The organism is Aeromicrobium sp. YIM 150415, from assembly GCF_016918125.1.
GTDB classification, from domain to species: Bacteria; Actinomycetota; Actinomycetes; order Propionibacteriales; family Nocardioidaceae; genus Aeromicrobium; species Aeromicrobium piscarium.
Window position 1 is genome coordinate 1 of sequence record NZ_JAERWM010000018.1, and the last position, 14,276, is coordinate 14,276.

16 protein-coding genes are annotated in these 14,276 nt (G+C 69.8%); 9 read left to right on the forward strand and 7 right to left on the reverse strand.

Features of this window, described 5'->3' with window-relative positions; genetic code table 11:
- Positions 1-158 precede the first annotated feature (158 nt).
- From JL108_RS11770 to JL108_RS11780, 3 genes are all read left to right on the forward strand, one after another.
- Positions 159-1,616: a GuaB1 family IMP dehydrogenase-related protein gene (locus tag JL108_RS11770; protein ID WP_205198467.1), complete on the forward strand. Its 1,458-nt coding sequence runs from the start codon at positions 159-161 to the stop codon at positions 1,614-1,616.
- 72 nt (positions 1,617-1,688) lie between these two features.
- Complete coding sequence (locus JL108_RS11775; RefSeq protein WP_205198468.1) at positions 1,689-2,267, forward strand: type IV toxin-antitoxin system AbiEi family antitoxin; 579 nt, start codon at positions 1,689-1,691, stop codon at positions 2,265-2,267.
- Positions 2,264-3,211: a nucleotidyl transferase AbiEii/AbiGii toxin family protein gene (locus JL108_RS11780; protein WP_205198469.1), complete on the forward strand. Its 948-nt coding sequence runs from the start codon at positions 2,264-2,266 to the stop codon at positions 3,209-3,211. The genes JL108_RS11775 and JL108_RS11780 overlap by 4 nt, the downstream gene beginning before the upstream one ends.
- On the opposite strand, the gene JL108_RS11785 is transcribed toward JL108_RS11780, so the two are convergent.
- The gene (locus JL108_RS11785; protein ID WP_205198470.1) at positions 3,195-3,692 is read right to left on the reverse strand and encodes a TetR family transcriptional regulator; all 498 of its coding nucleotides are present in this window, start codon (positions 3,690-3,692) and stop codon (positions 3,195-3,197) included. The genes JL108_RS11780 and JL108_RS11785 overlap by 17 nt on opposite strands.
- 69 nt (positions 3,693-3,761) lie before the next feature.
- On the opposite strand from JL108_RS11785, the gene JL108_RS11790 reads away from it, so the two are divergent.
- From JL108_RS11790 to JL108_RS11800, 3 genes are read left to right on the forward strand one after another with little or no spacing between them, the layout of a single operon-like run.
- Complete coding sequence (locus JL108_RS11790) at positions 3,762-4,343, forward strand: biotin transporter BioY (protein WP_143912678.1); 582 nt, start codon at positions 3,762-3,764, stop codon at positions 4,341-4,343.
- A 9-nt stretch (positions 4,344-4,352) separates the two neighbouring features.
- Positions 4,353-5,048, forward strand: coding sequence for an energy-coupling factor ABC transporter ATP-binding protein (locus tag JL108_RS11795; protein WP_205198471.1), 696 nt, complete (start codon positions 4,353-4,355; stop codon positions 5,046-5,048).
- Positions 5,049-5,076: 28 nt separating this feature from the next.
- Entirely contained in the window at positions 5,077-5,682 is a 606-nt protein-coding gene (locus JL108_RS11800) for an energy-coupling factor transporter transmembrane protein EcfT (RefSeq protein WP_205198472.1), read from the forward strand.
- 3 nt (positions 5,683-5,685) lie between these two features.
- Here the strand turns inward: JL108_RS11800 and JL108_RS11805 are convergent, their stop codons facing one another.
- Positions 5,686-6,345 carry a dihydrofolate reductase family protein gene (locus JL108_RS11805; RefSeq protein ID WP_205198473.1) on the reverse strand — a complete coding sequence of 220 codons (660 nt, stop codon included), beginning with the start codon at positions 6,343-6,345 and terminating at the stop codon, positions 5,686-5,688.
- 90 nt (positions 6,346-6,435) lie between these two features.
- Between JL108_RS11805 and JL108_RS11810 the strand changes: the two genes are divergently transcribed.
- Genes JL108_RS11810 through JL108_RS11820 form a run of 3 tightly spaced genes read left to right on the forward strand, consistent with a single transcriptional unit; the run spans position 6,436 to position 9,049 of the window.
- Positions 6,436-7,167, forward strand: coding sequence for a LytTR family DNA-binding domain-containing protein (locus JL108_RS11810; protein ID WP_205198474.1), 732 nt, complete (start codon positions 6,436-6,438; stop codon positions 7,165-7,167).
- Positions 7,164-7,550 carry a hypothetical protein gene (locus tag JL108_RS11815; RefSeq protein WP_205198475.1) on the forward strand — a complete coding sequence of 129 codons (387 nt, stop codon included), beginning with the start codon at positions 7,164-7,166 and terminating at the stop codon, positions 7,548-7,550. Before JL108_RS11810 ends, JL108_RS11815 begins: the two co-directional genes overlap by 4 nt.
- Complete coding sequence (locus JL108_RS11820) at positions 7,547-9,049, forward strand: cation acetate symporter (RefSeq protein WP_307837250.1); 1,503 nt, start codon at positions 7,547-7,549, stop codon at positions 9,047-9,049. Before JL108_RS11815 ends, JL108_RS11820 begins: the two co-directional genes overlap by 4 nt.
- Positions 9,050-9,253: 204 nt before the next feature.
- Here the strand turns inward: JL108_RS11820 and JL108_RS11825 are convergent, their stop codons facing one another.
- The 5 genes from JL108_RS11825 to JL108_RS11845 are packed head-to-tail and all read right to left on the reverse strand — an operon-like array spanning position 9,254 to position 14,256.
- Positions 9,254-9,988: an SDR family NAD(P)-dependent oxidoreductase gene (locus tag JL108_RS11825; protein ID WP_205198477.1), complete on the reverse strand. Its 735-nt coding sequence runs from the start codon at positions 9,986-9,988 to the stop codon at positions 9,254-9,256.
- On the reverse strand, positions 9,985-11,244 hold the full coding sequence (locus JL108_RS11830; protein ID WP_205198478.1) for a CaiB/BaiF CoA-transferase family protein: 1,260 nt from the start codon (positions 11,242-11,244) through the stop codon (positions 9,985-9,987). Before JL108_RS11830 ends, JL108_RS11825 begins: the two co-directional genes overlap by 4 nt.
- Positions 11,241-12,758 (reverse strand): tripartite tricarboxylate transporter permease, encoded by a 1,518-nt coding sequence (locus JL108_RS11835; protein ID WP_205198479.1) that lies wholly within the window; start codon positions 12,756-12,758, stop codon positions 11,241-11,243. The genes JL108_RS11830 and JL108_RS11835 overlap by 4 nt, the downstream gene beginning before the upstream one ends.
- Positions 12,758-13,261, reverse strand: coding sequence for a tripartite tricarboxylate transporter TctB family protein (locus JL108_RS11840; protein WP_205198480.1), 504 nt, complete (start codon positions 13,259-13,261; stop codon positions 12,758-12,760). The genes JL108_RS11835 and JL108_RS11840 overlap by 1 nt, the downstream gene beginning before the upstream one ends.
- Positions 13,261-14,256, reverse strand: coding sequence for a tripartite tricarboxylate transporter substrate binding protein (locus tag JL108_RS11845; RefSeq protein ID WP_205198481.1), 996 nt, complete (start codon positions 14,254-14,256; stop codon positions 13,261-13,263). Before JL108_RS11845 ends, JL108_RS11840 begins: the two co-directional genes overlap by 1 nt.
- Positions 14,257-14,276: the final 20 nt, after the last annotated feature.

Consider the following 14,276-nt stretch of genomic DNA (forward strand, 5'->3'; position numbering starts at 1 on the left):
GGGGCGAAATCGTCCTGTGGGGGTAGGGGGTCAACCACCCCGGCCCCCGGGGGGGCCCCCCCCCCCCCCGCCGCGGGCCGGGAGAGGTTGACAGCGCACCGCCAAGCGCTGGGAGGAGAGGACGGTCCCCATCAGCCGCCTGGCCGTAGACTCGCTGGGTGAAGTTCCTCAACGGGCAGCAGCCGACGCACGATCTGACGTACAACGACGTCTTCATGGTGCCGAGCCGATCGGACGTGACCAGCCGCTTCGATGTCGATCTCTCGGCGACCGACGGAACCGGCACGACTCTCCCGCTGGTGGTCTCGAACATGACGGCCATCTCCGGGCGCCGCATGGCCGAGACCGTCGCGCGCCGCGGTGGCATCGCGATCATCCCGCAGGACATTCCCGTCGACGTCGTCGCCGCGACCGTTCGCCGCGTCAAGGGCGCCCATACGGTCTTCGACACCCCCGTCACGCTGTCCCCGTCGATGACGATCGGCGAGGCGTTGAGCCTGATCCCCAAGCGCTCGCACGGCGGAGCCGTCGTCGTCGACGAGGGCAAGCTGGTCGGCGTCCTCACCCCCCGCGACGGCGCCGAGATCGACCGCTTCGCACAGGTGCGCGAGGTCATGCGCACCGACACGTTCACGGTCGACGCCGGCCTCGACCCGCGTGAGTACTTCAACGAGCTCTCCGCCCAGCACGTGCCCTTCGCGCCGGTGCTCGACGGCGGGGACCTGCTCGGCGTCATCACCCGCAAGGGCGCTCTGCGATCGACGATCTACACCCCGGCCGTCGACGCCGAGGGACGGCTCCTCATCGGCGCCGCGGTCGGCATCAACGGCGACGTGCGCGGCAAGGCCGACGCGCTGCTGGACCTGGGTATCGACGTCCTCGTCGTCGACACGGCCCACGGGCACCAGGAGAAGATGATCGAGGCGCTGCGCGTGGTCGCCGATGCGCGGGACGCCTTCGCCGAGCGCACCGGGCGTCGGGTCCAGATCGCGGCCGGCAATATCGTCTCCGCCGACGGCACCCGCGAGCTGGTCGACGCGGGAGCCGACATCGTCAAGGTCGGCGTCGGCCCGGGCGCCATGTGCACCACCCGCATGATGACCGGCGTCGGGCGCCCGCAGTTCTCGGCCGTGCTCGAGTGCGCCGAGGCCGCCGATGCCCTCGGCGCGAGCGTGTGGGCCGACGGCGGCGTGCGCTTCCCGCGCGATGTCGCCCTCGCCCTCGCCGCCGGGGCGGGAAGCGTGATGATCGGCTCGTGGTTCGCCGGCACGCACGAGAGCCCGGGTGACCTGAAGATCGCCTCGGACGGCCGCGCGTACAAGGAGTCCTTCGGCATGGCATCGTCGCGCGCCGTCGCCAACCGCACACGTGACGCGGCGGGCTTCGAGAAGGCCCGCATGGCGCTGTTCGAGGAGGGCATCTCGACCTCGCGGATGTTCCTGGACCCCGAACGACCGGGGGTCGAGGACCTCATCGACCAGATCACCGCGGGCGTCCGGTCGAGCTTCACCTACGCCGGTGCGCGCAGCCTGGCGCAGTTCCGCGAGCGTTCGATCGTGGGCATCCAGTCGACCGCCGGCTACGACGAAGGCCGTCCCCTGCACGCCAGCTGGTGACCGCCACGAAACAGCGATACTTTCCTAACTGTTGACAGGTAGGCTACTCCTGTCAACAGTTAGGAACTGACGATGGATTCCGAAGGGCTTCCGCCTGCCTTCACCCTGGCCGACGCCGAGGTGCGCGGGCTTCGTAAAGACCAGGTGTACGCCATGCTCAGCAGCGGCGGGATCGAGCGCGTTGGACGCGGGGTGTACCTGCGCCCAGAAGCGATCGACCCCGCATTCGCTCCGCTCGCGGCCGTCACCGCGGTCCGTCCGGATGCGACCCTGTGCCTGACCAGCGCGCTGGTGCACCATGGGCTGAGTGACGCCATAGCGTTCGACAGCGACATCGCCATACCCCGCGGAGTCCGTCGATCCGCCGGCTTCGCGCACATAGCCTGGCACAGTTTCGACCGCGCCACGTTCACCGTCGGCCGCGAGCACCTACAGATCGCCGAGCACACCACCGTAGCGATCTATTCACCCGAACGGACCATCGTCGACTGCTTCCGCCTGATACACCGCGAGGGCGATGACGTCGCCCATGGAGCGCTCCGCCGCTGGCTGCGCAGGCGCGGCAACTCCCCATCGGCACTGATGGACGTCGCCGCCTACTTTCCCCCGGCCGAATCGCGCCTGCGGCGCGCGCTGGAGGTGCTGTTGTGAGTCCCGCACCGGCTCGAGACAGCACGGCAGGGAGGGCCTACAACGACCTGCGCAATCTCGCCCGGCGTGGAGGGCGGGACCCGGCGGAGCTGTTCACCCTCTACGCGCTCGAGGGATTCCTTATCCGCCTTGCCGCCGCAGCCCACGCCGACGACCTCATCCTCAAGGGCGGTGTACTCATGGCCGCCTTCGCTGCCCGACGTCCGACGAGGGATATCGACCTCGCGGCGATCGGCATCAGCAACGATCTGTCGGAAATCGAGCGGCGCGTACGCGACATCGTCGCCGGTGACGTCGGCGATGGTCTCACCTTCGACGAGACCTCCATCGTCGCCGAGCCCATCCGCGACGAGGCGGACTACACCGGCGTGCGGGTCAGAGTCACCGCGCTGCTCGCATCTGCGCGGATCGCCTTGCATGTGGACGTGAACTTCGGCGACCCGATCTGGCCCGCGCCGGATCGAACGACCCTGCCTCTGCTCCTCGGCGGCACCCTCGAGCTGCGCGGTTACCCCGACCACATGGTCCTGGCGGAGAAGATCGTCACTACGGTCGACCGCGGCCAGCTCACCACGCGCTGGCGCGACTTCGTCGACATCGTCGCGATCACCGACAACCGCCGGCTCGACTATGCCGATGTCCGCACCGCCATCGAGACAGTCGCCGCCCATCGCCGGGTAGATCTGCGTCCGCTGGGTCCGCTGCTTGCGGGCATGCCCGATCTCGCGCAACGCAGATGGACGGTCTGGCGAAGCAGACAGAGCGCCTCGAAGACACCACACCGGAGCTTTTCGGCGATCTGCTGCATCACTGCCTGGTCTTCATCGAACCGGTCATCGACGGCACTGCGCGCGGCCACTTATGGCACCCGTCGACGAGATCCTGGGCCACCACAAATCCATCTTCGTGAGACGACGACGGCGCAGGTCAGGGGGCGTGGGTGAGTCCGGTGAGGATGATCGAGAGGCCGCGGTCGAAAGAGGCATCGAGGTCCGCGTCCTCGTCGATGGCGCCGACGGCGCTGGCCTGGCGATGGGTCTGCGTGGACTGCGTGTGACCGAAGGTGAACAGCAACAGCGTGCGGGCCCCGTCATCGCCCACGAGATCGGCGAGCTGCTTCTCGACTCCGGAGACCCCGAGCCGGAACGCCGAGGCGGTGGCGACGACCTCGGCGCCGTCGCGGACCGCGAGCATCGAGCGCCGTAGGGCGTGGCACAGCGAACGTGCGTCGTCGCCGTCGACCTCGGACACCAGGTCATCGGCCATCAACGCCAGCAGCGTCTGCTTGTTCGGCACGTGGTGATAGAGCGCGCTGGGCTGGACGTCGAGCTCGGCCGCGACCCGGCGCATCGAGCAGAACTCCAGCCCGTAGGAGTCGAGCACGCGCAGGGCCGCGGCGACGACATCGGGGAGGCTGTTGGCCATGCGAGCATCCTATCGGGTAGCCTGAACACCGTTCAGGTGAACACTGTTCAGTTCTCGCGAGGAGACCCCATGACGACCCGCAGCCCGGTCCGTCGCCGCTCGTCGGCGGCCGACCTCGCCCTCATCACCACCTTCGCCGCGATCATCGGCGTCTGCGCGGTGCTCCCCGCGATCACCGGCGTGGCCGGGGTCCCCTTCACCCTGCAGATGTTCGGCATCTTCGTCGCCGGTGCACTGCTCGGGCCGGTCCGCGGGTTCCTCGCCGTCGTGCTCTACCTGGCCGTCGCGACCGCAGGGGTGCCGATCTTCACGCAGGGCCAGGCCGGACCGGGCGTGTGGGCCGGCACCACCGGCGGCTATCTGCTCGCCTTCCCCTTCGCCGCGCTGCTGGTCGGTGCCGCGGCCGCCCTCGTGGCACGCCGCAGCCCGGCGGTGTTCACGGTGACCGTGGCCGTCGTAGCGGCGATCGTGACGGTCGGCGTGGTCGGCACGCTCGGCACCCTCGGCATGGCCCGCGCCATGGACGTCCCCCTCGGCGTGGCCTGGGGCTATGCGACACCGTTCTTCCTGGCCGACATCGTCAAGGGCGTGATCGCCGCCGTCGTGGCCGCGGCGGTGCACCGGGCCTTCCCCCAGTTGCTCCGCGGGTAACGTCGACCCGTGATCGAGCTGCAGAGCGCGAGCGTCGTGGTCGACTCCCCCCAGGGCCCGATCACGCTGCTCGAACCGACGAGTCTGAGCCTGACCGAGCACCGGATCGGCATCATCGGCCCCAACGGATCGGGCAAGTCGACACTGGCCCGCCTGCTCAACGGTCTGGTCCTCCCGGCGGCGGGCCAGGTGCTGATCAACGGACTCGATACCGGCCACGAGGGTCGTGAGGTGCGCCGCCGGGTCGGCTTCGTCTTCACCCACCCCGACGCCCAGCTCGTCATGCCGACACCGTTGGAGGACGTGACCCTCTCGCTGCGCCGGAGCGTCGCGGACAAGCGCGAACGGCGCGAACGAGCCCGCGAGGTGCTCGCGGAGATCGGCCTCGCCGACCGCGCGGAGGTGTCGGTGCACGCGCTATCGGGCGGCCAGAAGCAACTGCTCGCCCTCGCGGGGGTGCTCGCGACCGACCCCGAGATCGTCGTGGCCGACGAGCCCACCACCCTGCTCGATCTGCGCAATGCCCGCCTCGTCGCCGACCGGCTCTTCGGGCTCCGCCAGCGACTCGTGCTCGTGACACACGATCTCGACCTCGCCCGCCGCTGCGACCGGGTCCTGGTGGTCGACGAGGCCCGGGTGGTCTTCGACGGGGCACCGGACGCCGCCGTCGATCACTACATCGCCCTGGCCGAGGCGACCCCATGACCGCACCCAGAACCGAGACGGGACGGGCATGAGCGAGCTGCTGGGCGTGTACCGCCCCGGGACGACGTTCCTGCACCGCATCGGCCCCGGACCGAAGCTGGCCTTCCTCGCACTCTGGTCGATCGCGGTCGTGATCCTGCGCGGGCCGATCGCCTCCCCGGCCTTCCTCGTCATCGCGATCGCGATCGCCGCGTGGTCCGGGCTCCACCTGCGACGGTCGCTGCGGACGATGCGCGGATTCCTCCTGATGCTCGCCCTGGTCGCGGCCTTCCAGACCTGGCAGCGCGGGCCCGAGGTCGCCATCGCGGTGGTCTCGAGTCTGCTGGCCCTCTTCCTCGTCGGCCTGGCCTTCACCGCGACGACGGCGGCCGATGACCTGCTGAGCACCGTCGAACGGCTCGTCGCTCCCCTGCGCTTCGTCGGCATCCGGCCGGAACGGATCGCCCTCGCCTTCGCGCTCGTCCTTCGCGCTCTGCCCGCCGTGCTCGATGTCGCGCGCGAGACCCGCGCGGCGGCGCGCGCCCGTGGGCTGGACCGCAGTCCGCGGGCCTTGCTCGTGCCCTTCGTCATCCGGGTCGTGGCACACGCCTACGCCACCGGCGACGCCCTCGCCGCCCGCGGCCTCGACGATTGAGGATCAGCGCCGCGTGAAGGTCAGGTGGACCACGCCGCTCGGCGAGGCGACCGCCTCGATGTCGTAACGGTCCTCGAGCCCCTCTAGGCCATCCCAGAGGCGCACGCCGCGGCCGAGCAGTACGGGCACCTGCACCACATGCATCACGTCGATCAGGTCGGCGGCCAGGAACTCACCCACGGTCGTCGGCCCACCACCGATCCGCACATCGCGGCCACCGGCCGCCTCCCGCGCGAGGGCCAAGGCATCGGCCGGAGACGCGTCGATGAAGTGGAACACGGTTCCGCCCTCCATCTCGATCGACGGCCGGGGGTGATGGGTCAGGACGAAGACCGGCGTGTGGAACGGCGGATTCGGGCCCCACCAGCCGCGCCACTCCTGCTCAGTGCCGAGGTCGGGCCACGGACCGCTGAGTGGCCAGAACTTGCCCCGTCCCATGATCTCGGCACCGATATCGTCATCCTGGTGCCGGCGAGCGAAGGCGTTGTCGAGACCCTCACCTCCTCCCGAACCGCCGAACATCGCCCGCCCGAAACCCGTGGCGAACATCCAACCGTGTAACCGCTGGCCCGCATGACCGAAGGGCGCCTCGAAGCTCAGATCCTCCCCGGTACCGAAACCGTCGAGGGAGATCGAGAGATTGTGGACACGAACCTGGGACATGGTGACGCCGCCTTCGAGTGATGTTCCACGGCGGAGCCTATCCCCGCACGGTCGAGGCGACAACGACCTCATGTGACTACCATCACGAGGGTGACCGCTCTGCGCACTCTCGTTGTCGACGACGAGCAACCGGTGCTCGACGAGCTCGTCTGGCTGCTCGAACGCGATGATCGCATCGCCGACCCGATCGCCACGGCGCACTCGGGCACCGAGGCTCTGCGCCGGCTCGAGCACGGCGACATCGACCTCGTGTTCCTCGATATCGCGATGCCGGGGCTGAGCGGCATCGAGATCGCGCGGCTGCTGGGCCGGTTCACGCAGGCTCCGCAGATCATCTTCGTCACCGCCCACGACGCGCACGCCGTCGAGGCCTTCGAGCTGCATGCCGTGGACTACCTGCTCAAACCGCTGCGCCCCGAGCGTCTCCGTGAGAGCATCCGTCGCGCCGCGGCCGAGCGCGATGCCGGAGGCGATGCCGACGACACGATCGCCGTGGAGCTCGCCGGGGTGACCCGCTTCGTGTCCCGGTCGCATGTCACCTACGTCGAGGCGCAGGGCGACTACGTGCGCCTGCATCTTCTCGACGGCACGAGCCATCTCATCCGCGCCGCTCTCACCTCGCTCGCCGACGAATGGCACGAGGCCGGGTTCCGGCGGGTCCATCGCAGCATCGTCGTCAACCGTGCGCACCTGATCGAGGCACGCTCGCAGGGCGGTGGAGCGTCGCTCGTGGTGCCGTCGGGTGAGGGAACCACCTCGGTACCGGTCTCGCGACGCCACCTCCGCGACCTCCGCGAGATGATCGGCGAGTTCAGCCCATGAGCGAGCCTCGGCGGGAGCGGATCACCAGCCCACTGACGAGCGCGCGGACCCATGTGCCACGCACGGTCCGCCAGGAGATCCACGAGTCGACTGGTGTGGGCGAGGTGTACGTGCGCAGCCTGGTCCGATCGCAGTTGCGCGCCGCGCTGACGGTCGTGGCGAGCGTGGCCCTGACGATCGGCATGCTGCCGATCGTGTTCGTGGTCTTCGGCGACCTGTCGAGGGTGACCGTCGGCGGCATCGGCCTGCCGTGGATCGTGCTCGGCATCGCCGTCTACCCGGCGGTCTTCGTCCTGGGATGGCTCTACGTCCGCTTCGCCGAGCGCGCCGAGGTCGACTTCGCCGCTCTCGTGGAGGCCTCCGCGACGGAGGAGGAGTCGTGAGCCCCGGCGCCGCGATCGCCGCGATCGTGGTGGTCACCGCCGCGACAGTGACCATCGGCGCCCTCGGCCTGCGGATCAGTCGCACCACCAGCGACTTCTATGTCGCCTCGCGATCGGTCTCGCCGGGCCTGAACAGCTCGGCGATCAGCGGCGAGTACCTGTCGGCCGCATCGTTCCTGGGCATCGCCGGTCTGGTGCTGACCTTCGGCGCCGACATGCTCTGGTACCCGATCGGCTGGACCACCGGCTATCTCCTGCTGCTCGTCTTCGTGGCGGCCCCGTTGCGGCGATCGGGGGCCTACACGATCCCGGACTTCGCCCAGCTGCGGCTGGGGTCGAGCGGGGTCCGGCTGACCTCGACCTGGCTGGTCGTGGGGGTCGGCTGGCTCTATCTGATGCCACAGTTCCAGGGGGCCGGGCTGACCGTGCAGGCCACGACCGGCGCTCCGCAGTGGGTCGGCACGGCGCTCGTCGCGGTGGTGGTGCTCGTCAACGTCGTCTCGGGAGGAATGCGCAGCATCACCTTCGTGCAGGCCTTCCAGTACTGGGTCAAGCTCACGGCGATGCTGGTGCCGCTCGCCTTCCTGGCGCTGGTGTGGCGGGCCGACGGCTCGCCCAGCCCGGTGGCCGCGGAGCAATGGTTCGCCCCGCTCGGCGCGGTCACCCCGCAGAGCCTCTATACGACCTATGCGGTCATCATCGCCACCTTCCTCGGGACGATGGGGCTGCCGCACGTGGTGGTGCGGTTCTACACCAATCCCGACGGCCGCGCGGCGCGCCGCACCACGCTGCTGGTCCTCGCGCTGCTCGGCATGTTCTACCTGCTGCCGACCGCGTACGGGGTGCTCGGACGGATCTACGCGCCCGATCTCGTGGACGCCGGCCACGCCGACACCGTGGTGTTGGAGCTGCCGGGACGGATGATCGATGGGGTCGGCGGAGACGCGCTCGCGGCGTTGCTGATGGGTGGCGCGTTCGCCGCCTTCCTCTCGACCTCGTCGGGGGTCACGATGGCGCTGGCCGGCGTGGTCGGACAGGGGCTGGGCCGGCGCGGACCATGGCGCGGGAGGCTCTCCGCGGTCGCTGCGCTGCGGTGGGCCGCCGCGGCATGTGTGACGGTGCCGCTCGCGCTCGGTCTGCTCGCGCAGCCCATCCCGGTCGCCAACTCGGTCGTTTTCGCCTTCGCCCTGGCCGCCTCGACCTTCTGTCCGCTGCTGGTCCTGGGGATCTGGTGGCGAGGCCTGACCGCGCCCGGTGCCGTCGCCGGGCTCGTGGGCGGTGGGCTCGCGGCGACGGCCGCACCTCTGCTGACCCTCACGATCGCCCCCGGGGGCTGGCTCGGAACACTCCTCGCGCAGCCAGCCGCCTGGTCGGTGCCGCTGGGCTTCGCCCTCATGATCGGCGGCTCCCTCCTGACGCGTTCACGGGTCCCGGCCGATGTGAGCCGCACGATGGTGCGCCTGCACACCCCCGAAGGCCTCCGCCTCGATCGCAGCTGATTCGCGTTGAGCCGTGGCGGTGGCGGTGGCGGTGGCGGTAGACCATCAACCTCACCCCTCCGGTGGCGGTAGACCATCAACCTGATCGGGCCTCGATGAAGTTGATCAGGTACCGCCAGCTGGCGGGTGAGGTTGACCAGGTACCGCCAGCTGACGCGAGCGCCGATCACCGCCACCCGCCGGCGCCGCACGTGAACGATCCGCTCAGAGCGGGCGGCGCGCCAGGCTGAAGATCTGGCCGGTCGGTCCCGCAGGTCCCAGACGCAACAGGTCGAGCACGAAGGACGCCACCTCCTCGGGCTCCTTGACGCGCTCGCTCGGCAGATGCTCCGGGGCCTCGCCGGGCTCGAAGAGATCCTTCGTCATCTCGGTCGCGACGGGCCCCGGCACCAGCTCGTTGACGGAGATCCCGTAGCGCCACACCTCCTGTGAGAGCGCCGCCGACAGGTAGCTCACCGCGGCCTTTGAGGCACCGTAGGCCGACATACCGGGCACGACGGAATGTCCCGCCCCCGATCCGACGAACAGGATCTGTCCCCCGCCGGCATCCTTCATCGCCTGCACGACCGGGCGAGCCGTCAGGTATGCGCCGATGGTGTTGGTCCAGATCGTGCCGATCCAGGCATCCGGATCGGAGCGCACCACGGTGCGCGAGGTCTCCACCCCGGCATTGGCGATCAGCACGTCGACGCGGCCGAAGGCCTCGATCGTGGTGGCGACCAGTCGCTCACAGGCCTCGCGGTCGTCGACATCACAGCCGACCGCCACCGCCTCATGGCCTTCCGCACGCAACTGTTCGGCGATTCGCTCCACCGCGTCGACGGAGCGCGCCGCCAGCACGACCCGCATGCCGCTACGAGCGAGTACCTCCGCACAGGACCGGCCGATTCCCCGGCTCGCCCCCGTGACGATCGCCACCTGACCCTCTGGGCTGCTCACACGACCCCTCCGTTCGCGATCCGAGTGCCGGCCGTTCCGGCAGTGGGGTGATCGGCGACCACACCCTCGTCGACCAATGTCACGATGTCCGCCGGCTCGTATCCCAGTTCGGTCAGCAGCGACCGTGTGTGCTCGCCGACGGCCGGCGCAGGCACCCCGCCGAGAGTCGGCTCGAGGGTCGACATGCGGTACGGCAACCGGATGTAACGGCCCGGCGTGCCGGTGGGAGCGCGGTCGAACCGGCCCACGACGCCGAGCCGCTCGACCACCTCGTCGCCGACCATCCCGTCGTAGTCGCGGACCGCGCCGGCCACCAGCCCGTTGCCGGTGAGCCGCTCCACGCACTCATCGGTCGTCATCGCCGAGAACGCATCGTCGAGGACCTCATGCAGGAGCGACCGATGCGCGACCCGCGCCTCCACCGTCGCGAGCCGCTCATCGGTGACCAGGTCGTGTCGACCGATGAGCTCGCAGAGCCGTGCCCAGTGCGGCGGCGTGTAGGCCGAGAGCACCACGAAGCCGTCCTTGGTGCGGATCAGGTCGGCGGCCGGAGCCGCCCCGGGTTGCCCGTTGCCGCTGCGGACCGGGGCGCGCCCCGTCACGAAATACTCGGTCACATTCGCGGCCTGGATGTTGACCGCCGTCTCGATGAGCGACAGCTCGATGTCGGCCGCGGTGCCGCCACGTTCCCGGTCGTAGAGCGCGGCGAGGATCGCCTGAGCGGCGGCCTGCGCCGTGGCGACGTCGACGACGGCGAAGCCCACCCGCTGGGGCTCCCCCGCGGCCTCGCCGGTGATCGACATGATGCCGCTCTCGGCCTGCGCGGCGATGTCGAGACCGGCACGGCGAGCGCCCGGGCCCTCCGCGCCGAAACCGCTGATCGACACATAGATCAACCGAGGATTCCGTTCCCGCAGCCCAGCAGCGTCCAGACCCATCGCCGCCATCGCCGAGGGACGTAGGTTCTGCACGACGACATCGGCATCGGCGATCAGCTCGGCCACCACCGCTCGGCCGCGAGCCGTCGAGAGGTCGACCGCGAGCGAGCGCTTGCGCCGGTTGTACGCATGGAACATGCCCTGCCCGAAGGACCCGAGGTGGCGCGTGGCCTCACCGCGCAGCGGCTCGACCTTGACGACATCGGCGCCCAGATCGGCGAGTACCGAGGTCGCCCCCGGGCCGGCGATGTACTGCGTGACGTCGACGACGCGGACCCCCGCCAGCGGACCGCTGCCAGTTCCAGCATCGCGCGTCATTCGGGCACCACCTCCACGAGCGTGCGGCCCGCGCGACGGGCGCGCATCGAGAAGACCGCCTGGGCGACGAGTCCGAGGACCAGCAGCACCCACAGGACCGCGGCGATCGGACTCGTGACGAAATACGTCACGTCGCCCTGGCTGATGAACAGTCCTTCACGCAGATACCGTTCCGCGAAGGGGCCGAGGATGAGCCCGAGCGCGAGCGGCGCCATGTGGTAGCCGTAGTGACTGAGCACATAGCCCAGCACGCCGGCGAGCACCAGCACGATGACATCGAGCATGCTGCTGTTGAGCGCATAGGTGCCGACGATCGAGACCACGGTGATGACCGAGATCAGGATGCTGCGCGGAATCTGCAGCAGGCGCACCCACACGCCGATCAGCGGCAGGTTCAGGATCACGAGCACCACATTGCCGATGTACATCGACGCGATGACGCCCCAGAAGATCTCCGGATGCTGGACCGACAGCAGCGGTCCGGGCGTGACGCCCTGGATCATCATCGCGGCCACCATCAGCGCGAGGACCGGCGTGAACGGGATGCCCAACGACAGCAGCGGCACCATGCCCGAGGTGGCTGCCGCATTGTTGGCGGCCTCCGGCGAGGCGATGCCCTCGATCGCGCCCTTGCCCAGCTGATCGCGGTTCTTGGAGAAGATCCGCTCGAACTTGTAGGCGACGAAGGTCGAGACCGTCGGCCCGGGGCCGGGCAGCAGGCCGAAGATGAAGCCGGTGATCGTGCCCCGCCCCCACGGAGCCCAGGAGCGGCGCACGTCCTCGCGGGTCGGGCGCAGGTCACGCATCCTGACCTTCTGCGGCGTCGGCAGGCGGGCGTCGTCGGCGACGAGGCGCATCACCTCGGCGATGCCGAACACGCCGACCGCCACCGCGACGACGTCGATGCCCTGCGCGAGCGCCGGGATGCCGAACTCGAGGCGATTGGTACCCGAGACGGCGTCCATGCCGACCGTGCCGAGAGCCAGCCCGATCACCATCGGGATCAGTCCGCTCGCGAGGCTGCCGCCCATGATCCGCACCAGGAAGATCAGGCCGATGACCGCGAGGGCGAGGAACTCCGGCGGACCGAAGTTGATCGCGAACTCCGCGACCGGCGGGCCGATCCAGGTGACGAGGATGACCGCGACGGTGGCGGCGATGAACGAGCCGATCGTCATGATGAACAACGCCGCTCCGGCGCGCCCTTGTCGGGTCAGCTGATAGCCGTCGACCGTCGTCATCACCGAGCTGGTCTCGCCGGGGATGTTCAGCAGCACGGAGGTGAGGGAGCCGCCGTATTGCACGCCGTAGTAGATCGCGGCGATCATGATGAGTCCCGCTACGGGGCCGAGGGTGAAGGTGAGCGGCAGGAGCACCGCGGCGCCGGCCGTCGGGCCGAGCCCGGGCAGGACGCCCACGATGGTGCCGGCCAGGCAGCCGATGAGCGCGGCGGCGAGGTTCTCCGGCGTGAGCACGACCTCGAAGCCGTAGATGAGCTGCTGCAGGATGTCCATCAGATCAGCTCATCGAGGACGGAGGCCGGCAGGTAGACGTCGAGCAGGTCGCGGAAGATCAGCGACGAGACGACCGCGAGCACGGCACCGGTGAGCAGGGCCTTCCACCAGGTTCGCTGGCCCGCGGCCCAGCTGACGGCCGTGCCGGTGATGAGCGCGCTCATCAGATAGCCGAGGGTCGGCAGCGCGATGATGCCGACCGACATCGCGGCGACGAAGATCCAGGGCTTCGGGTCGGCGGACACCGGGGGACCCGCGACGGCCGGCGCGGAACGCCGTTCCTCGACGAGGCCCGTCGCTCCGGCGAGGATCGCGAGCACGCCGACCACCAACGGGTAGAGGCCCGGGCCCGGATGGGCGAGGTCGCCGCGCTCGACACCCCAGCTGGCCGCCACGAGCCCGAACCCGCCGAGGACGGTCACCGCCGAGATGATCATGCGTCCTCGGTTGCCCCTCCCCTCGGGCGCGCTCGGGGAGGCGGTCTCCAGCGGTTCGGCCGTCATCACTGCTCCCCGCCGAACTGCTCCATGATCTGCTCGTACTGGCGCTGCACCTCGCTCATCGCCGCGGAGCTGTCGTCGATATCGAGGTAGGAGACCGGGAAGCCGATCTTGGCCATCTGATCGCCGAAGTCGCCCTTGGTCGCCGTCTCCAGCGCCTCGCTGAGCTTGTCGGCGACCTCGTCGTCGATACCGGCGGGGGCCAGCATGACGAGCTGGGCCTTCGGGATGAGATCGGTCGGCACGTCGATGGACGCCAGGGTCTCGGCATCCTCGGCGCCCTCGGCGGGCTCGTCGCCCATCGTGCCGGCGATGACGAGCTTGCCGGCGTCCACGAATCCCTGGGCGACCGGCACGGTCGTCATCGCGAGCTCGACCTGCCCGGAGGCGACGGCCTTGTTGATCTCGGCGCCGCCGCCGGTGATCGGCACCGGCACGATGTCGATGTCCGCCGCCAGGGCGAAGGCCTGGGCCGTGAGGTCATTGGAGCCGCCGGTGCCCGGGTGGGCGATGCGGATCGTGCCGGGGTTCTGCTTGGCCGCGTCGACGATATCGCCGAGCGACTGGTACGGGCTGTCCGCGGAGGCCACGATGATGAAGCGCGAGGGCGCGACGCCCCAGGTCTCCACGTCATCGGGCCCGTAGGGCAGGTCTTCGTTGATGATCGGCTGCAGGACGATATTCGAGTCGGTCGCGACGCCGATCGAGTAGCCGTCCGCCTTCGCCTTCGCGACCTCGCCGACGCCGATGGCGCCGCCACCGCCCTCCTTGTTGACCACCACGACGGAGGTGTCGAGCTCCTGCTCCAGGGCCGTGGCGAGCAGTCGGCCGGCGGTGTCGGTGCCGCCGCCCGGCGCGTAGGGGATGGTCAGCGTGATCGACTTGGTCGGATAGTCGCTCTCGGAGCCGCCCGTGCTGGTGGCACAGGCCGCCAGGGCCAGGGAGCCGATCGCGAGGGCCGAGCCGAGAGCGAGGCAACGGCGCAGGGATGAGGTCATGTCGGTGTTTCCTGTCGGTG